The 21,211-nt window shown below is 67.0% G+C and carries 13 protein-coding genes; 4 read left to right on the forward strand and 9 right to left on the reverse strand.

Features of this window, described 5'->3' with window-relative positions:
* The first annotated feature begins 70 nt into the window (after nt 1-70).
* Both B9Y64_RS14880 and fauA read left to right on the forward strand, forming a co-directional pair.
* Nucleotides 71-1,006, forward strand: a complete 936-nt coding sequence (locus B9Y64_RS14880; protein WP_100441383.1) for a helix-turn-helix transcriptional regulator — start codon at nt 71-73, stop codon at nt 1,004-1,006.
* Between the two features lie 111 nt (nt 1,007-1,117).
* Nucleotides 1,118-3,289: a TonB-dependent alcaligin siderophore receptor FauA gene (gene fauA / locus B9Y64_RS14885; protein WP_100441384.1), complete on the forward strand. Its 2,172-nt coding sequence runs from the start codon at nt 1,118-1,120 to the stop codon at nt 3,287-3,289.
* A gap of 17 nt (nt 3,290-3,306) precedes the next feature.
* Here fauA and B9Y64_RS14890 read toward each other — a convergent pair whose 3' ends face one another.
* The 4 genes from B9Y64_RS14890 to B9Y64_RS14905 all read right to left on the reverse strand — a co-directional run bounded on the left by B9Y64_RS14890 (nt 3,307) and on the right by B9Y64_RS14905 (nt 9,378).
* Nucleotides 3,307-4,413, reverse strand: coding sequence for a YdcF family protein (locus B9Y64_RS14890; protein ID WP_100441385.1), 1,107 nt, complete (start codon nt 4,411-4,413; stop codon nt 3,307-3,309).
* Nucleotides 4,413-6,908: a TonB-dependent receptor gene (locus B9Y64_RS14895; RefSeq protein ID WP_100441386.1), complete on the reverse strand. Its 2,496-nt coding sequence runs from the start codon at nt 6,906-6,908 to the stop codon at nt 4,413-4,415. Before B9Y64_RS14895 ends, B9Y64_RS14890 begins: the two co-directional genes overlap by 1 nt.
* Nucleotides 6,909-6,994: 86 nt before the next feature.
* On the reverse strand, nt 6,995-8,152 hold the full coding sequence (locus B9Y64_RS14900; RefSeq protein WP_100441387.1) for an ROK family protein: 1,158 nt from the start codon (nt 8,150-8,152) through the stop codon (nt 6,995-6,997).
* Nucleotides 8,149-9,378 carry an MFS transporter gene (locus B9Y64_RS14905; RefSeq protein ID WP_100441388.1) on the reverse strand — a complete coding sequence of 410 codons (1,230 nt, stop codon included), beginning with the start codon at nt 9,376-9,378 and terminating at the stop codon, nt 8,149-8,151. The genes B9Y64_RS14900 and B9Y64_RS14905 overlap by 4 nt, the downstream gene beginning before the upstream one ends.
* Nucleotides 9,379-9,570: 192 nt before the next feature.
* On the opposite strand from B9Y64_RS14905, the gene B9Y64_RS14910 reads away from it, so the two are divergent.
* Nucleotides 9,571-10,053 (forward strand): LuxR family transcriptional regulator, encoded by a 483-nt coding sequence (locus B9Y64_RS14910; RefSeq protein ID WP_100441389.1) that lies wholly within the window; start codon nt 9,571-9,573, stop codon nt 10,051-10,053.
* 51 nt (nt 10,054-10,104) lie between these two features.
* Here B9Y64_RS14910 and aceE read toward each other — a convergent pair whose 3' ends face one another.
* The 5 genes from aceE to B9Y64_RS14935 form a co-directional block, all read right to left on the reverse strand.
* Nucleotides 10,105-12,777, reverse strand: coding sequence for a pyruvate dehydrogenase (acetyl-transferring), homodimeric type (aceE, locus tag B9Y64_RS14915; protein WP_100441390.1), 2,673 nt, complete (start codon nt 12,775-12,777; stop codon nt 10,105-10,107).
* Nucleotides 12,778-13,021: 244 nt separating this feature from the next.
* Nucleotides 13,022-15,130: a phosphocholine-specific phospholipase C gene (locus B9Y64_RS14920; RefSeq protein WP_100441391.1), complete on the reverse strand. Its 2,109-nt coding sequence runs from the start codon at nt 15,128-15,130 to the stop codon at nt 13,022-13,024.
* A gap of 8 nt (nt 15,131-15,138) precedes the next feature.
* Nucleotides 15,139-17,517 (reverse strand): TonB-dependent receptor, encoded by a 2,379-nt coding sequence (locus tag B9Y64_RS14925; protein WP_100441392.1) that lies wholly within the window; start codon nt 17,515-17,517, stop codon nt 15,139-15,141.
* Between the two features lie 115 nt (nt 17,518-17,632).
* Nucleotides 17,633-18,559, reverse strand: coding sequence for a c-type cytochrome (locus B9Y64_RS14930; protein WP_100441393.1), 927 nt, complete (start codon nt 18,557-18,559; stop codon nt 17,633-17,635).
* Nucleotides 18,556-19,902, reverse strand: a complete 1,347-nt coding sequence (locus tag B9Y64_RS14935) for a c-type cytochrome (protein WP_100441394.1) — start codon at nt 19,900-19,902, stop codon at nt 18,556-18,558. Before B9Y64_RS14935 ends, B9Y64_RS14930 begins: the two co-directional genes overlap by 4 nt.
* A gap of 183 nt (nt 19,903-20,085) precedes the next feature.
* Here B9Y64_RS14935 and B9Y64_RS14940 point away from each other — a divergent pair, with 183 nt between their 5' ends.
* Complete coding sequence (locus B9Y64_RS14940; RefSeq protein ID WP_100441395.1) at nt 20,086-21,204, forward strand: alpha/beta hydrolase; 1,119 nt, start codon at nt 20,086-20,088, stop codon at nt 21,202-21,204.
* Nucleotides 21,205-21,211: the final 7 nt, after the last annotated feature.

The following is a 21,211-nucleotide window of genomic DNA, read 5'->3' on the forward strand; positions in this document are numbered from 1 at the left end:
CTTGCCAATGGACTGGAGATGAGAGCCGTTCTCATATGAGAATGGCGGAGCATTTCCCCGCGGGCGCGCCATGGACACCCTTACCCTCGTCGATCTGGACCGCCTGGGCCGCAGCAGTGGCTTCCGCTATCGCCTGCCGGCGCCGGCCGCCGCCTTGCCGGGTGAGTCATGCGTGGTGGAGGGCAGGGTGCAGCAGCAGCGTCTGCGCCCGGGAATGACGCTGGCACTGTCGGACGTGATCGCACACCAGCCATTCGAGGCGACTTCGGAGGCGCCGCCTGCCTTTTCGGCGATTGTCATGCTGGAGGGGCGCGCCGGGCTGCAGCTGAGCGGGCAGGCGCCGGTCGGCCTGCGCCCCGGAACGGGCGGCATGCTGCTGGCCGGCGCGGCGCCGATGACCGCGCTGCACCCGGCGCGGCAGCGGATGCGCAGCCTCAATGTCTCGCTGGATGCGGCGGCAGACCTCGACGACCCGGTGATTGCCGAACTGCTGTGCGGCGCCCGCCGCAGTGAACACCATCGGTTGCGCAGCTGGCAGGTACCCGGGCATCTGGAGCACGCCGCCGATCAGGTACTGTCGGGCACCTGGCACGGCGCGATGCATGCGCTGCTGTGCGAGGGCATCGGCCTGCAGATGCTGGCACTGGCGCTGGGCGCACCGGCAGGGGATGCCTTGCCGGACCTGCGCGTTTCAGCGCGTGACCGCCGCATGCTGCAGCGGGTGATCGATTGCCTGCAGGCGGCGCCCGCGGCCGACCATTGCCTGGAAGATCTGGCACGCCTGGCCTGCATGAGCCCGAGCAGCCTGCGCCTGAAGTTCCAGCAGGTGCACCAATGCTCGGTGTTTGGCTGGCTGCGCGAGCGGCGTCTGCAACTGGCCTGCGAGCAGCTGCGGCAGGGCTGCAGCGTGCAGCAGGCCGCGCATCTCGTCGGCTATCGACACGCCACGAACTTCGCCACCGCGTTCCGCGCACGTTACGGCATCGCGCCCAGCCAGTTCCGCTGAGCCCGGATCATCGCCGGCAGCGCGCATACACCTGCTGCGTCCGCGCATACCTGCGCTCACGTTCAGATGACAATAATTCTCATCCAGCCTTTCTCCCCTGCTGGATCTCCCATGCCTGCCTGTTCCCGCCCGCGCGCCCTGGCAACTGCCATCGGCACGACCCTGGCGCTGTTCAACGCCGCCCACGCCGCCGAGCGTCTTCCCTCCGCGACGACCTCGCAGCTGCCGACCGTCCAGGTCACTGCCGACCTTGATGGCAGCACCGAGACGTCGCGTTCCTACACCACCGATTCCATGGGCACGGCGACCGGCCTGTCGCTGACTTCGCGGCAGACGCCACAGTCGGTCAGTGTCATCACCCGCCAGCAGATCGAGGACCGCGGTCTGCTCAGCACCGCCGACGCACTGGCCACCGCTCCGGGCATCTCGGTCACGCGCAGTGATGCCAACCGCTACTCGTTCTCGGCACGCGGCTTCGATATCGACAACTACCAGTTCGATGGCGTGGTCATGCCGGTGCTGTCGCCGTGGAACTTCGGCGAGAACAATCTGGACATGGTGGTGTACGACCGCATCGAGATCGTGCGCGGCGCCAACGGTTTGATGACCGGCGCCGGCAATCCTTCGGCGGCCGTGAATTATGTGCGCAAGCGTCCGATGAGTGATTTTGCTGCCAGTGGTGGCATCAGCCTCGGCAGCTGGGACGCGCGGCGCGCGTGGGTGGATGTGTCCAGCCCGTTGAGCCGGGAAGGGCGTGTGCGTGGCCGGGTGGTCGCTGCGCAGGCTGAGGGCGACAGCTATACGGCGGGCCTGGACAGTACGGCGAAGACACTCTACGGCGTGGTCAGCGTGGACCTGGGTGAGGACACAGGGCTGATCGCCGGGCTTTCCTACCAGGGCAACGACAACCACGGCTTCGGCAGTGGCTTTGCGCTGTTCAGCGCGGATGGCACGCGTACCCGCTTCGATCGCTCGGTATCGGCCACCGCGCCGTGGGCGCGGATGACCACCGATACCCGCAACGGCTTCTTCGATTTCAACCACCGCTTCGGCAACGACTGGCAGGCCCGCGTGTCCTACAGCCGCTCGCATACCGACATGGAAATGAAGCACCTCTACCGCGGCGGCTATCCTGACCCGGTGACCGGGGCGATGCCCGGCGGCAACAGCTTCACCCACTACGACGGCCCGGTGCGCCGCGAGGCGATCAGTGCCAGCCTGGCCGGTCCGTTCCAGCTGTTCGGCCGCCAGCACACTGCCTCGGTCGGTTGGTCGCGCTCGCGGGATGAGATCGCGCTGGGGCAGTACCGCGCGTTGGCGCCGTTGCCGCCGCTGGCCAGCTATCTGGACTGGCACGGACCGGGCACGCCAGAGCCGGTGTGGGCCAGCAGCAAGACCCAGGCCGATGATCTGGACAACCACCAGAGCGGTGCCTATGCAGTGGCCCGGTTGTCGCTGGCCGATCCGCTGCACGTGATCGTCGGTGGCCGCCTGAGCCACTGGGAGACCGACCAGGTCTACTTCGGCAGCAAGCGGAAGTACCGCTACCGCAACGAGTTCGTACCGTATGCCGGCGTGGTCTGGGATCTCAACGGTTACAGCAGCGTGTATGCCAGCTACACCGGCATCTTCAAGCCGCAGAACAACCGCGATGAATCCGGGCAGATCCTCGACCCGGTCAGCGGCCGCAGCTATGAACTGGGCCTCAAGGGCAGCTGGCTGCAGGAGCGCCTGAATGCCTCGGCGGCACTGTTCCGCACCCAGCAGGACAACCTCGCCGAAGCTACCGGTGGGCTGGTCGAGGGCAGCACACTGGCGGCGTATCGTGCGGTGAAGGGCGCAACGGTGGACGGCCTGGAGCTGGAGCTGGCCGGCGAGCCGCTGCCGGGCTGGAGCCTGGGCACCAGCTTCACCACCTTCATCGCGCAGGACGCGCAGGGGCGTGCGATCAACACCGCCAAGCCGCGCAGCCTGTTCAAGCTGTTCACCACCTGGCGGTTGCCGGGCACCTGGGACCGGCTGACCATCGGCGGTGGTGTGGACTGGCAGAACCGCATGTACCAGACCGCCACCGCGCCCGGAAACCGCCGGGTGCCGGTGCAGCAGTCCGGCTACGCACTGGTGAACCTGATGGCGCGCTACCAGTTCAGTTCCCATGTGTCGGCGGCGGTCAACATCAACAACCTGTTCGACCGCCACTACTACTCGCAGATCGGCTTCTACAACCAGGGCTGGTACGGGGCACCACGAAACGTGATGTTCACCGTGAAGGTCGGCTACTGAGGATGCCGTCGCGCGGTTCAGGGGTCCAGCGGATCCATCGGATCGATGCGCAGCGATTCGGGAGCCGGCACGAACGGGATCGCGCAGGGCGAAACGCGTGGACCGACCTTGCCTGGGACGTAACCCAGTTCTTGGCGGTTGCGCTCGCTGAAGGCGCTGCTGGCGACTGCATCGATATGCGATGGACTGCTGACCACCAGTGCCGGTTGCCGCGCCGGTGCCCGCAGGGCCGCCAGCAACCGGGCTGCATTGCGCAGGTTGGTGGTGGTGTGGCGGGCATACGGCTCGATGATGATCGCATCAGCGGGAATGCCGAAGCGCGCCATCAGCGCTTCGCGCATCTGCACCGCTTCGACGCTGCGGGTGCCGCGTGGATGTACCGCACCACCAGAGACGATGAGGAAGGGCGCATCACCTGCCGCGTAGCGCTGCGCGGCCACCTTCAGGCGCAGCTTGCTGCCGGCGCTGAGCGGGGTGGTCAGTTCGTCCGGTCCCTGGCCCAGCACGATGATCGCTGTGTACGGATGCGCATTCCAATCGAGCTGCCGCGCACGCGCAAACGGCGCGGCGTTCATTCCCGCGCTGATGGGCTCGAAACGGATCGCATCGAGGCGGTCATTGGCATCGAGCAGGCCTACCGCCACCGCGATGCTGCGATCGAAGGCAGTGTAGGCCGCGCTGGCGTCCACCTCGCTCATCTGTATGGCAATGGCGACGTCGCCGGCCAGCCGCGTGCTGCCTGCCGCGCCGACCGGGCCGTCGATGGCGTCGTAGCGGGGCGGCTGGCCCTGGCCATAGACGGAGAGAATGTTGTTGAGACCCGCCAGCTCCCGTTCGATGGCATCGGCGTGCGCGGGAGCCGCGGCGGTCAACAGGCCTGCCTGCGCGGGCGTCCAGCGTGCGGATGCGAGCGTGCAGGTGGCGGTCCGGCAGTCGGCCAGCTGCTGCGTGCGTGCGGCCAGGAGGGCACGTGCATCAGCGGGCAGCGTATCGGGCTTCAACTGCATGAGGGTCGGGAACAAGCGTGCGGCCAGCGCGGCGCTGTCGCGGTCGTCGGCCGCCGCCGCAAGCGGCAGCGCTGCCGTGGCAAGCAGGGCAAGGGACAAGGCAAGTCGTCGATGCATCACCAGCTCCTGCTGACCATCAGGCGGACGTTGCGGCCGAACAGCGGCCGTCCATAGATTGCCTCGGCCGAACCCTGTCCGGCCAGTGCATCGGTGCGGGTGTTGCCCTCGGTGAGGCCCTTTTCATTGGTCAGATTGTCGCCCACCAGCTGTGCGCCCCAGTTGCCGCGCTTCCATGAAATGCCCAGGCCCAGGGTCTGGTAGGCGGGCAGCGCGGTCTGGTTGAACAGGTCAACATAGGATTTGCCGACCACGTCATAGCGCAGCCAGGTCTCGAACTGGTCCTGGCCGTGCTGGAAGCTGAAGGTCGGGCGGAGGTTGCCGTAGAGCTTCGGCTCGCGAACGATCTGCTTGCCGTTGACGGCGGCCGGATCGGCGCCGGAATCGTTCTGCAGGCTGTCGTACTGCGGATCGCTGATCGTGATCAAGCCGGCGATGCTGAACCAGTCCAGCGGCCGGAACAGTCCATCCAGTTCGATGCCCTTGGAGACGGCGGTACCGATGAACGGCACCGACTGGTCATTGCGGCCGGTCGTCGGGTTGAACGCTACGAACGAGGCGTTGAGCGGGTCGAACTTCGTGTAGAACGCGGTCAGGTACAGGTAGGACCGGCCGAATCCGGCCTTCAGGCCCAGCTCGTACTGGTCCAGCTGGGTCTGCACGATGGTGGGATCGATCGAGCGTGCCACTGACGAGTTGGGAACGATCTCCATGTGCGAGACGCGGGCGTAGGCACCGACCGAGGGGGTAAAGTCGAAGTTCGCACCTACGGTCCAGTTGGTCGCGGATGGATCCAGGCGATGGTTCTGGATGACGCCGGTGAACCGGCGCGTGGTGTTGTCGGCCAGTGTGTTGCGGTCGCCAAGGTCAACCTGGGCGGTCTGCTCTGCATAGCCTTCATAGCGGTAGCGTTCATGGCGGATACCGGCGTCGAGCTTGAAGCGGTCCGTCAGTGCCCACGTGTCATTGGCGTACACCGCGAACATGCGGGCGTCGACCTTGCCACGATTCAGGGTGGTGGTGTAACGCAGCGTGCCCTTATCGGTGACATATCCCAAGGGGACGCCATCGTTGCCGTAGGCCACCAGATCCAGCAGGCGTGGCTTGCCGCGCATCTCCATCAGCATGTCCTGGTACAGGCTGAAGGCCGTGGTGCCGAAGAAGGCCGTGTATGCGCCGATGTTCAGATCGTGGCTGCCCCAGGCTGTTTCAAACAACCGCGTCGCACTGACGTCGGCCTGGCCGGAGTAGAAGTCCGAATCTGCGGCCCGGTACTGGGCCGAGATCACCAGGCCGGAGTCGGCATAGGGGTCGTAGGCGCTTGCCCCGTTGCTGCCGGCCAGGGCGTAGCCCATCCGCGCGACGCCGGCACCGAAAGCGGTACGGGCCGCGCCCAGATAGCCGTTGGCGAACGTGCGTGCGTCGACCGGGTTGGTGGTCGAGTACAGTGCGTCGAAGGTGTTGCGACCCTTGGTGTAGCCGGTTTTCAGCGAGATCGTCCAATCGCTGGCGGTATTCTCGTACTGGAAGCCGATGTTGCCGAAGCGCATGTGCCGGCCATCAGCCAGGTCGCGGTTCATGCCCTGCAGGACGCCGCCGCCATCGAGGTACTTCAGGTTGACACTGCGCAGCGACGGCGAGTTCAGCGTACCGTCGAAGTAGTCGATGTACGGGTCCAGCGGAACGCTGGGATTGCGCGGATCGGCGACCGGGATCGGCAGGTAGAACGTATTGTGGTCATCGACGAAGGTTCCGCTGACCTTGAACCAGCTGGTGTCGTCGATGTAGTGCTTGATGTTGCCCCTGATCTGCCCGCCCTTGTCGTTCGGGAAGCCGTTGTCGCGGTAGCCATCGTGCTGGCGCAGGAATCCACCGACTGCGTAGAAGGTGTCCTTGCCGAGGGCCCCGGACTGGTACATCTCGCCGCGGTACAGCCCGGTGTCACCCACGGTCAGCTGGGCCTTGCCGTGGGTCTCTTCCGAGCCTTCGGCCAGGATGTTGTTGACGATGGCACCGCCACTGCTCGCATAGATCGGCGCCGGGCCACCACGTACGATCTCCACCCGCTGGTTCATCACGTCGAACCGGTTCATGCCGTCACCGGAATTGAAGAAGTGGCCATCCAGTTCCTGGTAGAGCGGCAGGCCGTCCTGCTGGAAGGCGATGAAACCACGATCGGTGGGAATGCCGCGCAGCCGGGTGATGTTCTGCACCTCGCCTCCGGTGGCCTCGACATGGATGCCGGGCACGGACCCGAGCAGGTCGGCGTAGCTTTTCGGTGCGAGCTTCTGCACGTCTTCGCGGCTCAGTGAATTGACCGCGAAGGAGGCATCGAAACGACGCTGCGTGCGTGCCGCACCGGTGACCACCACCGCATCCAGCGTTGCGGCGTCGGCGCTGCCCTGGTTCTGGACGGGGGCGTCCTGCGCAGAAGCGTTGCCATGCAGGGATATCAAGGCCAGGGAGACTCCCAGGACCAGGGGACGGATGTTCATCGGAGGGCGGCCATGCAGGGAAGGGGGACCGCTGCACGGTAGGTCCGGGCGATGACGGAATTGTTTACTTCGACGGAAATAAACAATTAAACGATGGCATCGGCGCCCAGCTGGTGGATCGGCAGCAGCGCCGCGCCCACCGATACCGCGGATCCTCCCAGCCGTGACACATGCACCTGTGGCAGGCGCAGGCTGTCCAGCGCGCTGCTCCAACGTGCCGGCTGCTGCAGGTGCTGTCCCAACGCTTCCAGCACCTGGCGGGGCAGTGAGCCGGACAGGATCACGGCGCCGGGATCGAGCCACGCCACGCCCGTATTGGCTGCTGCGCCCAGCTGGTTTCCCGCGCGTTCGGCCCAGGCACTGATGATGCCGGCATGGGTTTCCAGGCAGGCCTCCAGCTCGAACAGCGAAGGTATTCCGGCGCCGGCGTCGCGCAACGTGGCCAGCAGGTCGATGCCCGAGGGGCGCGGTGCGTCCATGCGGAACAGGCGGCCGATGTCGCCCGCATTGCCGAACTCACCGCGCATCACATCACGCCGGTGGATCACGCCGCCACCCACGCCGTGGCCGACATACAGCAGCAGCGCCGAAGCGCAGTCGCGGATCAGCCCGCTGTCGTAGTACTCCGCCAACGCCGCCAGGGTTGCATCGTTCTCCACCCAGACCGGGAAGCCGAAGTAGTCTTCGAAGAACTGGTCGTTGTCGATATCGCGCCAGCCATGCAGCCAGTCCACCGCGTGCCGGCGTGCCGGACCGGTTTCGACCACGGGCCCCGGAACGGCCACGCCGAGGCCAAGGAAGCGCGCGCGCATCAGTCCGGTGCTGCTGGTGAGGCTGCGCAGGCGCTGGTCCACGCAATGGACGAAATCGCGGGGATCTGCGCTGTCGAATGCGGTGGCATCACGGGCGATGACCTGGCCGGCGAAATCCACCAGCGCGATCTCCAGCCAACCGGGATGCACCGTGGCACCGGCGGCATAGCCACCACGCCCCGACAGCGCCAGTGGCACCGAGGGACGGCCACGCTGACCATCGGACAGCTGTCCCTGCTCCTCGATCACTTCCAGCATCAGCAGTTCACGCGCGAGGCGGGTCAACGCGCCGTTGTGCATGCCCAGCTGGTGGGCGATGGTGATGCGGGGAACCGCGCCCATCGTGCGCAACAGCCAGATGATGCGTTTGTGGTCGGCCTCCAGCGCGATCAGTGGCCTGCGGCGCAGCCGCGATGTCGGGGCCACGCTCACGGGCGCAGGCCCTCGGTGCGTGCCGGCGGGACGGGCCAGGCCAATGCGGTCAGCGAGAGCAGGCTGCCGATGGCGACCAGCGAGACCAGGGCGGCCGAGGTGCCCGGATCGCCCGCCTGTATTCCGGGCAGCACTTCGCCCAGCAGCAACGAAGAGGCCGCGATGGATAGCTTCATGGTTCCGGTGAGCAGTGCAAAACAGCTGAGGTCATCGTCGCGTCCGCTATGGATGGCATGGCGACGGGCGATCAGCGCGGTGCGTCGCCACAGTACCAGGCCGACGCTGGCCACCGCCGTCCCGTGGATGGCGGCGCATGCAACCGCGATGGGAGTGGAGGGAATGACCAGGTACACGCCGACGGCGCAGACGGCCAGCACCGACATCAGCGCGAGCATCCCGGTCTCGCTGTAGAGCGTTGAACGCAGGCGCAGGCAGAGCCAGGGGGCAACCACCATGCCCGCCACCATCGCGAAGGTCAGTGCAGCCCCATGCTCAGCAAAGGGGAACAGACGGCCGGCCAGGCCAACCAGCGCCGTCTCCGCCGCCGCGGCCAGCAGAACCGGCAGCAGCGTCGGCAGGGGCAGGGCAACAGCCGCGGGCATCCTGGTTGCGGAGGGCCCTGGGGGCGTTGCGAGGCAGGCCAGGGGAAGCGCGGCGGCGGTGATCAGCACGCCGATGATCATGCAGATCAGCAACGCGTTGCCACTGCCCTGGGACGCAGGCGCATCGACCACGCCGAACAGTGCCGAGGCAATGCACAGCTTGGAGATCGGCACCACCACGGCGCGGGTGGAGACATAGCGCAGGGCCTCGTCCTCGTCACGGGGCAGCAACGACGTCAGCGCGTTCTGGGCCACGTCGTAGACTGCATAGCAGGTACGGAACAGCAACGATGCGAACAGCAATGGCAGGAAGGCGGGCTCGGCTGCGTTGCTCGGGCTGAACAGCAGGCAGGCGCTGGCCGCCGTGCCGAGCCCGCCGATGAGCTGCAGTCGCAGGGCGAGGCGCTGCTGGTTGCGCAGGCGGGTGAACACGGCGGCCAGCAGCAGATCGAGCAGGCTGCTGTAGGCCAATGAAATTGCCAGCAGCTGGCCGGTGTGGGCCGCCGACAGTCCCAGCCGGGTGTGCAGGTAGTAGCCCAGCACCAGATCCACGAACGACCAGACCAGGGTGCGGGCAAAGTGGCCGGCAGCATAGAGGTGCCGTGGCGAGGGCTGCGCGTTCAACGCCGTGTGCTGGGGAAGAAGAGCCGGAGATGCTGGATCGTTCTACTACCCCTGTGTGACATGATCCTGACATGGCGCGTGGCCAGGCATTCAGCGAGTGGCTTGCACCTCCCGCCGCAGGCGCGCAGCATTCGCCCTGCTGCCCCCCATCACGCGTCACGCAGCGCTTTCTTCACTGGAACGGAGCAACGTATGAAACTGTTGTCCGCTGTGTTGTTGTCTGCGCTTTCGCTCTCCGCCGTTCCGGCGCTGGCAGTGGAAGCTTCGCCCTCACCGCTGCTGGGACGCTGGTCGCTGGATACCGCGACCTCGGCACTGCCCGAAGCGCAGCGCCCGAAGCACGTGGTGCTGGAATTCAGGGATGCCGGTGGTGGACGCTGGAGCTCGCATGTGGATATCGTCCTGCACGATGGCAAGGCCATGAAGTCCGATGGCACGCTGGCCCTCGACGGCACGCCGGGGCCCTTGTCCGGCAGCTATGGCGCGGACAAGGCCAACCTGAAGCTGCCGGCGCCGAACACGCTGGTGATGCAGCTGGTGGACCATGGTGCGCCGGCTTCCACGCGCATCTACACGGTGGCGGATGACCACGCGACAATGACCGAGACCAAGGCGTTCTATGGTCACGACGGCACGCCGATCCTGCAGACGAACCTGTTCAAGCGGATACCGTAGCGATGCTGCCGGCACCACGCCCGCAGAACGGGCGTGGTGCATGCGGTTGCCCTACACCGCGGCCGGGTCGCGCTTGCCGGTGTCGATGCCGTACCGGTCGATGGCCTCCTGCATCCGCGAGCGCTCGATGCGGCCTTCGTCGGCCAGCGACTTCAATGCGGCCAGCACGATGAAGTGACGATCCACTTCGAAGAACGTGCGCAGCGACTCGCGCGTGTCGGAGCGGCCGAAGCCATCGGTGCCGAGCGCGGTGAAGCGACGGTCGTTGATGAAGGGACGGATCTGGTCGCCGACGATCTTCATGTAGTCGGTGGCTACCACCACCGGGCCTTCATGGCCCTGCAGGCACTGCTGCACGTAGGGCACGCGCGGTTTCCCGGCCGGATGCAGCAGGTTCCAGCGCTCGGCGGCCAGGCCATCGCGGCGCAGTTCGGTCAGGCTGGTCGCGCTCCACACATCGCTGGCGATGCCGAAGTCCTGCAGCAGCAGTTCGGCCGCGGCTTCCACTTCGCGCAGGATCGCGCCGCTGCCCATCAGCTGCACGCGTGGCTGCGAGGCATTGTCGGCGGGTGCCGGATGCAGCAGGTACAGGCCCTTCAGGATGCCAGCCTCGGCGCCCTCGGGCAGTGCCGGCTGCGGGTAGTTCTCGTTGAGCACGGTGATGTAGTAGTAGATGTCTTCCTGCTCGACATACATGCGGCGCAGGCCGTCGTGGATGATCACCGCCAGCTCGTAGTTGAAGGTCGGGTCGTACGACACGCAGCTCGGAATCACCGACGACAGCACGTGGCTGTGGCCGTCATCGTGCTGCAGGCCTTCGCCCATCAGCGTGGTGCGGCCCGAGGTGGCGCCGAGCAGGAAGCCGCGCGTACGTGCATCGGCTGCAGCCCAGGCCAGGTCACCGACGCGCTGAAGGCCGAACATCGAATAGAAGATGTAGAACGGAATCGTGGCCAGGCCGTGGTTACTGTAGGCGGTGCCGGCGGCGATCCATGAACAGATCGCGCCGGATTCGTTGATGCCTTCCTGCAGGATCTGGCCGTCCTTGGCTTCCTTGTAGTAGCTCAGCTGGCCGGCGTCCTGCGGGGTGTACAGCTGGCCGAGGTACGAATGGATGCCGATCTGGCGGAACAGGCCCTCCATGCCGAAGGTGCGCGATTCATCGGGCACGATCGGAATCACCAGCTTGCCCAGTTCCGGGTCCTTCAGCAGGCTGGTGAGGATGCGCACGAAGCCCATGGTGGTGGACTGGCTACGGTCGCCACTGCCCTGCAGCTGGGTGTTGAAGATCGACAGCGGCGGCAGCGGCAGCGGATCGACCCTGGCCACACGCACCGGCAACTGGCCGCCCTGGATGCGGCGACGCTCGGCGAAGTAGGCGGCCTCGGCGCTGCCCGGCTCCGGACGCAGGTACGGCATTTCCGCCAGCTGCTCGTCACTGACCGGCAGGCTGAAGCGATCGCGGAAGGCACGCACCGCATCGGCGCTCATCTTCTTCAGCTGATGGTTGATGTTCTGGCCTTCGCCGGCTTCGCCCATGCCGAAGCCCTTGACCGTCTTGGCCAGGATCACCGTCGGCCGGCCAGGGGTGTTCACCGCCTGCTGGTAGGCGGCGAAGACCTTCAGGGGATCATGGCCGCCGCGTGCCAGCGCCCAGATATCGTCGTCGCTCATGTGCGCGACCAGCTCCAGCAGCTCGGGGTAGCGCCCGAAGAAATGCTCGCGCACGTAAGCGCCGCTCTGCGACTTGAAGGTCTGGTAGTCGCCGTCCACGCATTCCATCATGCGCTGGCGCAGCAGGCCGCTGTGGTCGCGTGCGAGCAGGTCGTCCCAGCCACTGCCCCAGATCAGCTTGATCACGTTCCAGCCGGCTGCGCGGAAGCTGCCTTCCAGTTCCTGGATGACCTTGGCGTTGCCGCGTACCGGACCGTCCAGGCGCTGCAGGTTGCAGTTGACCACGAACACGATGTTGTCCAGCCGCTCGCGGCCGGCCAGCGAGATGGCCGCCAGCGATTCGGGCTGGTCCATCTCGCCGTCGCCGAGGAATGCCCAGACCTTGCGCCCCTGGTGCTGCTTCAGGCCGCGGTACTCCAGGTAGCGCATGTAGCGCGCCTGATAGGCGGCGGTGAGCGGGCCCAGGCCCATCGACACGGTGGGGAACTGCCAGAACTCCGGCATCAGCCGCGGGTGTGGATACGAGGACAGGCCCTCGCGACCTGCTTCGCGGCGGAAGTTGTCCATCCGTGCCGGATCGATCCGCCCTTCCACGTACGCGCGACCATAGATGCCCGGCGCGGAATGGCCCTGGATGTAGATCATGTCGCCGTCGAAGGTGTCGGTGCGGCCACGGAAGAAGTGGTCGAAGCCCACGTCGTAGAGCACCGCCGCCGACTGGTAGGTGGCGATGTGGCCACCGACATTGGAGTGCTTGCCGGCGCGCAGCACCATCACCATCGCGTTCCAGCGGATCATCGCGTTCAGGCGATGCTCGATGGCCAGGTCACCGGGGTAGGCCGGCTGGCGCTCCGGCGGAATGGTGTTGATGTAGGCGGTCCAGGCACGGGTATGCAGGTCGCCGTGCTGTTGTGCGTCGAGCTCGCTCAGCTGATCGATCAGATAGTGCGCGCGTGGCCGGCCACCGGCCTGCATCACCGCCTCCAGCGATTCACGCCACTCCCGCGTTTCCAGCGGGTCGGTATCGAAGGGGATGGGGGCTTGGTTCATGGCTGTCTCCAGAGGGCGCCGGTCGGACCTCTGCCTGGGCGACAACACCGGCAGGGCGCACAGCACTGGAGCGGGGTCGCAACGGCGGGGCCGTGACGCGGGAGGTGGCCTGGGTGGCCACCGAGGAGACAAGCGTAGGTGCGTGCCTGGATCGCGGGTAGACGGGCGCGGCTTGGGTCTGCGCCAATCCAGCATTGTTGCGCTTGTGCAGAGCCGAGCCGTGCTCGGCTCTGCAGGCGGGTCTTCAGTCGTGCTCGAACCGCAATGGCTCGCTGCCCATTGCCGGGTCGCTGGTGCCGGGGCGGCCATCCTCGGCGCGGCCGGCCAGGCGCAGCACGCTTTCGCCGGCGCTGAGCTGCAGGTCGTACCAGCCTGCTGTAGGTGCGGCGTCCCACGCCACCGTGGTCTCGGCATGCGCCGGCAGCGCCAGTGTCTGCTCGGGCATGTGCCCGGTATAGGCGCCTGCCTGCACGCGCACCTGCTGCGCGCCATCGCCCAGGTTGCGCAGGTGCAACCGCATCTGGCCATCCACGCGCTCGACCACGGTCTGAATGGCAGGTGCCCTGGCACTGCCCTGGAAGTGGCGGTGGAAGCCGTTCGGGCCAAGCAGCCACAGGTCATAGCGGCCCTGGGCGTCCAGCGGCCAGCGCTCGCGCAGCGGTGTACCCGGCAGCAGCGTGTAGCGGCGCGGCACCGCGTCCAGCCGCAGCCGGTCGTAGACATGCAGCACCGCCGCCGCGCCTTCGCAGGACAGTGTCAGGTCCAGCCCCGAGGCGTCGATCGCCGCGATCGATGCCTGCGGCCGATAGGGCAGGGCACGCGCCGGGCGCACGCCGCTTTCCTGCTTTGCGGGTTTCAACCCCTCCGGCAATGCGGGCACGGTACGCCCGGGCAGGGCGGCAGCGCGTGCCGCCACCGCGCTGACGTCGGGCAGGCTGCGGACGAACGGACGGGTATCGCTCTGGGCGAAGTCGAAGGCGTTGCTGAGGTCACCGCAGACCGCACGGCGCCACGGCGAGATGTCCGGTGCGGCCACGCCGAAGCGGCGTTCGATCAGCCGAATGACCGAGGTGTGGTCGTACACCTGGGAATCGACCCAGCCACCCCGGCTCCACGGTGATATCACGTACAGCGGTACGCGCGGACCCAGCCCATACGGACGGCCGCGCAGTTCGGCGAGGTCGTACTTCTCGTCACCCGGCGCCGGGTGACGGTGGTACTCGCCTTCGGTGCTGACCGAAGACACTCCCGCCCAGCCGCCGTCCAGCGGGGACGGCGGCGCAGGTGGCGGCATGTGGTCGAAGAACCCGTCGTTCTCGTCGAACATCAGCAGCAGGGCGGTGCGGCTCCACACCTGCGGATCGGCGGTCAGCGCATCCAGCACGCGCGCGGTATAGGCCGCGCCCTGGGCCGGGCTGGAGGGGCCGGGATGCTCACTGCCGGCCGCGTCGGCGATGATGAAGCTGACCTGCGGCAGGCGTCCGTCGATCGCGTCCTGGCGCAGTTGCGCCAGGCCACGCGTGCTGACCCCGCGCGCGCGCAGTTGCGGGTCATGCCCCGGCGCCGCACGGTGGGCCTGGCGGAAAGCCTCGAAGCCGGCCAGCGGGTTGTCGGTGAAGTTGTCGGCCATGTCCTGGTAGATCTGCCAGGACACGCCCGCCTTCTGCAGGCGCTCGACATAGCTGGTCCAGCGATACGACGCCGGGTGCCCGCCCTGTTCGGGGAAATTGTCGTGCGAATTGGCGATCACCGGGCCACCGGCACGCGCGTGCCCATCGTTGTGGCCGGTCCACAGGAACACCCGGTTCGGGTTGGTCCCGGCCTGCATCGCGCAGTGGTAGGCGTCGCAGAGCGTGAAGGCGTCGGCCAGGGCGAACTGGAACGGCAGATCACTGCGCTGGTAGTAACCCATCGAGTGGTTCTGCTTGGCCTTCGGCCATTGCCCCATGCGCCCGTGGTCCCACGCCCGGTGGGCATCGGGCCAGGTGTGCGGCGTGCCTTCCACCCGCATGTAGCCGAAGTGCGCGGCGGTATCCAGCGGGAACGGTGCTATCGCCCGCGTACCGCTGGCGTCGGGCTGCAGCCACAGGCTGCGGGTGCGGCCGCCGGCCTGCAGTGCCGGCGCGGGGGCCACGAAGCGATCGCCGAAACCACGTACTCCCGGCAGCGTGCCGAAGTAGTGGTCGAACGAGCGGTTCTCCTGCATGAACACCACGATGTGCTGCAGGTCTTCGAGGCTGCGCGTCTGCGCGGCAGGGGCGATCGCTGCGGCCCGGGCGATGCTGGGCAGCAGCGGGGAAAGGCCGGCGGCAACGCCGGCCTGCAACAACCGGCGTCGGCCGATATCGGTCACGGGCTCACTCACAGGTCCACACGGAAGGAGATGCCGACGGTGCGCGGGGCGCCGATGAAGGCGTTGTCGCGGCCGTCAACACCTGCAAGATACCGCTTGTCGGTGAGGTTGCTCACCACCAGGTTGGCGCCCATGCCCTTCAGGCGCGGCGACAGGCCCTGCAGGTCGAAGCCGATGTTGGCGTTGAACACGGTGGCCGACGGCAGCTTGTTGACGTTGGCGGCGTCGAGATAGCGCGTGCCCAGGTAACGGCCGGACAAGCCGAAGTTCCAGTTCTCGCCCTGCCAGTCCGCCGACAGCACCAGGGTCTGTTCGGGCTGGCCGATCACCTTGGCGCCATCGACGATGCCCAGTTGGGTATCGCGCGCGGCATCGCCGCTGCCGAGGTACTTGGAGCGGTTGTAGGTATAGGCGGCGTTGACCCGCCAGCCGTTGTCCCAACCGTAGCCGAACGCCGCCTCCAGGCCGTTGCTTTCCACACCACCGAAGTTCTCGTAGACGCCGTCGGTCTCGCCGAGATAGTCGATGCCGCTGACGAAACCGGCCGGTAGGTAGACGATGCGGTTGTCGAACTTGATGTTGTACAGGGTCACCGAGGCGGTCAGCGGCCAGCGGCTGATGCGCATGCCCACCTCGATGTTGTCGGCGGTCTCCGGCTCGACGTTGCGGAAGCGCTGCGGATCGGTCTCGCCGAGCACGCCGGAGGGAATGGCGGCGAAGTTCTGCGAGAAGCCAGCGAACAGCTCCATGCCTTCCACGCCCGGTGCCCAGGTGAAGCCGGTGGAGATCAGCGGGTCGGACTTGGAATCGGACGTCACATGCTCGCTGGCGCCGATCACGCGGCGACGCGACTGGTCGACGAAGAACTGCTTCACGCCCAGGCGTGCACTGAACGGCCCGAAGCGGGCCACGTCCTCGACGTAGTACATCTGTTCGTCGACCTTGTACTTGTCCTCGAACTGTACCCAGTACGGCTGGTGGTCGAAGGCGATGTCCTGGCCGACGTTGAGCAGGCGGTGCCAGTCGCGGCGCGCCGAGCGGTCCAGCTTCTCCACCCACAGGCCGCCGCGGATCGTGTTGTCGACCGCGCCGAAGGTCTGGCGCCACTCGACATCGGCGGTCACGCCCATGCGGTCGTTGTCGTAGTGGGTGTGGCGATACGACTGCGCGCCCAGCACGTTGCCGGCGTAGCAGTTCGGATCGTACTCGGCGGTGAAGCCCAGCCGCGGGGTGCAGCTGGCCAGGCGCTGCGCGGCACTGCCATCGGGATTGACGAAGTAGATCTGGCCGCGGTTGCTGCCGCCATAGATGGTCTTGCCGCCGATGTATTCCGACTCGGGACGGCCAGCGCCATCGTCGCTGACCTGTGCCAGGTAGGGCGGCAACCAGTCGCCGCGGCCTTCCATGCGGTGCCCATAGGCCGCCACCGAGGCCTTGAAGCCGTTGCCGCCGTCGAAGGCCGCACGCAGGTAGCCGAAGGTGTTCTCGCGCAGTGCACGCGAGCCGGAACGGTAGTTCTGGTCCAGGTAGGGAATGCCGGTGAGGGTGCCGACCAGGTTGTCGCGGTCCGGATTGGTGGCGAAGCCCTTCGGTGAAACGCTGGTGTACTCGGGCTCGTCGGCATCGTTGTAGGACAGGTAGCCGGTCAGCGTCCAGCGGTCCAGTTCGGTGATGAACTTGCCGGCAATGTGGTCGTTGCTGGTCTTGCCGCTGCCATCGATCCAGTCATGCACGCGCGCCGACGAGGCGCTGACCCAGGCGCGGGTGTGGCCGCCGAGCAGGCCGGTGTCGTAGCGCACGTAGTACTTGCGCGCCTCGTTGTCACCGGCGCCGACCACGAAGCGCAGGCGGCTGTCCTGCAGCGGATCGCTGGTGAGGAAGTTGAGCGTGCCACCCAGCGCTTCATTCGAGCGCGAGGAGATGTCTGCGGTGCCCTGGCTGACTTCCACCGTTTCCAGGTCGAGGGTGTCGATGTAGCGGTTGGCCAGCGAGCCGCCGCCGTAACCCGAGCCGCCGTTGGGCAGGCCGTCGATGGTGGTGCCGATCTGCTGGGTGTCGCGGTTGGTGACGAAGCCACGCATGCTGATCTGCGTACCCCACACCGATGAACCGGTGGCATCGGCTTCGCTGACCACCACGCCAGGTACCTCGTTGAGCGCGTCGTTGACGCTGCTCATCACGGTCTGCCGGTTCAGCGTTTCCGCGCGTACCGAGGTCTTGGCGTAGCTGGTGGCCTGGCCGATCACCTGCACCTGGTCGAGGGTACGCGCATCGCTGCTGCGCGTTTCGGCCGCGTCGCCCTGCGGTGCTTCGGCCAGGGCGTCCAGTGCAGGGGCGATCAGCAGGGCAAGCAGCGAGACACGGGGAAAGCGCGCAAACGTTCGCATCGAGACCGGACCTTCAGAGGAGGGAAGCCCCGGAGTGTCGGCAGCGCCAATGACATGGGCATGACGTGACGATGCAGGAATCGTGTTATGCGACGGGCGGCACCCGCTGCCTGCTTCAGTACCGCGCGTCCTTGGGTTTCGGGTCGCGCGGCCAGTCCTTGCCCTTGTTGGCGAAGTCTGGCCGCGGCTGGTTGATGAAGTAGCTGGCGATATCCACCGCATCCTGGTCGGGCATCACCTGCTGGCCCAGTGGCGGTTCACGGGTCACTGCCGGTGGCATGTTGTGCTTGATGAAGCCGGCCGCCTTGTACAGGCGCGCCATGCCGGCGCCGATGTTGAAGCTGTGGTCGCCCCACAGCGGCGGGAACGCGATGTCACCACTCGCGTCACGCCGGCCTTCGCCGTTGTCGCCGTGGCAGGCAGCGCACTGCACGGCGTACAGCGCCTGGCCACGGATCGGGTCTGCGGTCAGTGTGTTGTCGATCGGTCCCTCACTGGCAGCGGCGACTTTTGCACCGCTCGGCACCGGGCTGCTCAGCCACGCCATGTAGTCGAGCATCGCGCGCATCTGCGGCGCGTCCTTCGGCAGCGGCTTGCCGTTCATCGAACGCTGCAGGCAGCCATTGATGCGCTCGGTCAGCCCGATCACCTTGCCCGGACGCGGCATGTAGCGCGGATAGGCGCCGCCACCGGTGTTGAAGTAGTGGTTTCCGAAGGGGCGCTTGCCCTCGGCCATGTGGCACGAGTTGCAGTTCAGATCGTTGCCGACGTTGTCCGGCAGCAGCCGCGCGGTCTCGTTGAGGATGCGCCGGCCGAGCATCACCGATTCGGCATTGCCCAGGCCGGCGATCTCTTCAGCACTGGGCGCGTGGTAGTGGCCGACCACCTTGCCCTGTGCATCGAGAATATCGATCGTGCCGGCTACGGCAGCATCCAGGTCCGGATACAGATGACGGTAGGCGAGGGTACCGGCACCAGCCAGCACCGCGAGGGTGATCGCGCTGCCGATCAGCAGGCGGGAACGCGTGCGCGAACGCTTCATCGTGCGGCCTCCTGCGGAACGTAGTGCACCGGCTTGTCGCGCACCACCCGGCGCATGCGCGCCACGTCGACGTCGCTCACCGCGCTGGCCTGGTTGCCCCAGCTGCTGCGGATGAAGGTCAGGATCTGTGCCAGCTGAGCATTCGGCAGCTGCTCGAAGCCCGGCATGGTGAAGGCCATGCGGTCGTGCGGGGTATGTGGCGTGCGGCCACCGATCAGGGTCACCTGCACCAGCGAGCTGGGATCGTCGGCGAACACGATCGAGTTGCCGGCCAGCGCAGGATAGACGCGGGGCATGCCGCGGCCATCGGCACGGTGGCAGGCCTGGCAGTGTTCGGCATAGGCCAGCGAACCGGCAACACGGTAGTTGCCGCTGCGCAATGCGGCGGTGGTGGTGTCGGTACCGGGCGACCACTGCGCGCTGCGGCCCTCACGCGCCGGCAGCTGCTTCAGGTAGCGTGCCATCGCCAGCAGGTCGGCGTCGGAAAGGTACTGCGTGCTGTGCTCGACCACGTCGGCCATGCCGCCGAAGGCTGCAGAGCGATCGGTGCGGCCAGTGCGCAGGAAATCGACGATCTCACTTTCGCTCCAGCTGGCCAGGCCGGTCGATTCGTCGCGCAGGTTCTTCGCGTACCAGCCTTCCAGCACCGAACCGGACAGGAACTGGCGGCTGTCATCATCGGCCATCGCCTTTTCCTGGAACGCCAGGCCGCGCGGCGTGTGGCAGGCGCCGCAATGGGCCAGGCCTTCAACCAGTTCGGCACCCCGCTGCTGGCCGGCATCCAGCGATGGATCCGGGCTGAAGCTGCGCGGGCGTGCGAACAGCAGTTGCCACCACGCCAGAGGCCAGCGCATGTTGGCCGGCCACGGAATCGTGCTGTCTGCGTTGTCCTGCTTCACCGGCTGCACCGAGCCCATGAAGTAGGCGTACAGCGCCTTGATCTCGGCATCGGGGGCGATCACGTACGAGGCGTACGGCATTGCCGGATACAACGGCTGGCCATCGTGGCGGATGCCCCGGCGTACCGCACGCTCGAAGTAGGCGTAATCGTAGGCACCGATGCCGGTGTCCGGATCGGGCGTGATGTTGGTCGAGTAGATCGTGCCCATCGGCGTCTGCATGCCGAGGCCACCGGCGAACGGCTTGCCGGCGGGCGCGGTGTGGCAGGCCGCGCAATCGGCGGCGCGCGACAGGTACTGCCCCTGCGCGATCAGTGCCGGATCGTGAATGTCGACCTGCGCCACCTGCCGCGGTGCGAACCAGTAGGGCGTGCTGCGGGCGATGCCGTAGGCCGCAGCCACCGTGGCGGCCAGAGCGAGGGCGAGCTTGATCGAGGTGCGCATGGGCGCACTCTGGGCAATCGCGCGCACGCGTTCATTGATCCCGATCAATGACTGAACGCGTACAGCTTGCACACGAAGCTGAATCGTTCCTGCGCTGTCATCAAGCCGTCATCCCTGCGCGATAGATGGCCCGCCGCCGCATCGCTAACCTGCCACGCTGTCGCACCTTTCCCCTGATTGCCCATGAAGCGCCTGCTGCTGTTGTTGCTGGCGTGCGCCGGCCTGTGGCTGGCTGCATGCTCTTCCTCGATCAACGCCTCGTCCACCTCGCTCGCCGATCGGCTGATCGCGCCAGGTGGCGTATCGACCCTGCTCGATCGTCCGCGCATCGCCGCGGCCATTGCGGAGTTGCCCAACCGCCATGGCTTCGCAGCGGGCCGCGATGGCGTGCCGATCTTCTGGCGCGTGTTCGACCCGGGCGACTACGGTGCGCGCTACCGCTATCTGCCGCAGCGCCACGAGAACGGCCTGCCTCTGGATACCGGGCTGAGCCTGGCCGTGCCGCAGCCATTCCGCGCGCAGGCACCGCGCGGCACCGTGGTGCTGCTGCATGGGTGGATGATGAACGGTGATTCGATGCTGCCATGGTCGCTGCAGCTGGCCGAATCCGGCTACCGCGTGGTCACTCTCGACCTGCGCAACCATGGCCAGTCCGGCGCCGGCCCGTCCGGTTATGGCACCTATGAATCGGATGACGTGGTCGATGTGATCGGCGAGCTGCGCGCGCGCGGCGAAGTGACCGGGCCGCTGTACCTGTTTGGTGTGTCCTATGGTGCGGCCACGGCGGTGTTCACCGCCGACAAGCTCGGCGACCAGGTGGCCGGCGTGGTGGCGATGGAGTCGTTCGCCAATGCTGGTGTGGCGATCCGCACGATGATCCCGCACCTGATGGGGCTGCAGCCGGAAGGCTTGAAGGCGCAGGCGGTGGCGTCGTACGCGCGCTGGCGCTACGGCGGCCAGGACATCAACCAGGTGATCGCTGCGGCCAGCCGCCGCATCGACGTCGATCTAGACCGCGTCGACGTTGCGCGTGCGCTGGCCGACACCCGCGCCTGCGTGCTGCTGCTGCACGGGCAGGGCGACCAGCACATTCCGGTCAGCCAGGGTCGCGAGCTCGCGCAGGCCAATCCGCGCGCGCACTACATCGAAATGCGCGGTGAAGACCACATCACCCTGCCGCTGCGGCTGGACCTGCTGGCCGGCGTGGTCGACGACTGGATGGCACGCGACGAGCACCACCCGCACAGCGCGTGCCCCGCACCGCAGCTGCCCGCCCAGGCCGAATGGCTGGCCCACACCTGAGAAAAGG

Origin of the sequence: Stenotrophomonas maltophilia, from assembly GCF_002799245.1 — a bacterium.
Classification (GTDB): Bacteria; Pseudomonadota; Gammaproteobacteria; order Xanthomonadales; family Xanthomonadaceae; genus Stenotrophomonas; species Stenotrophomonas maltophilia_S.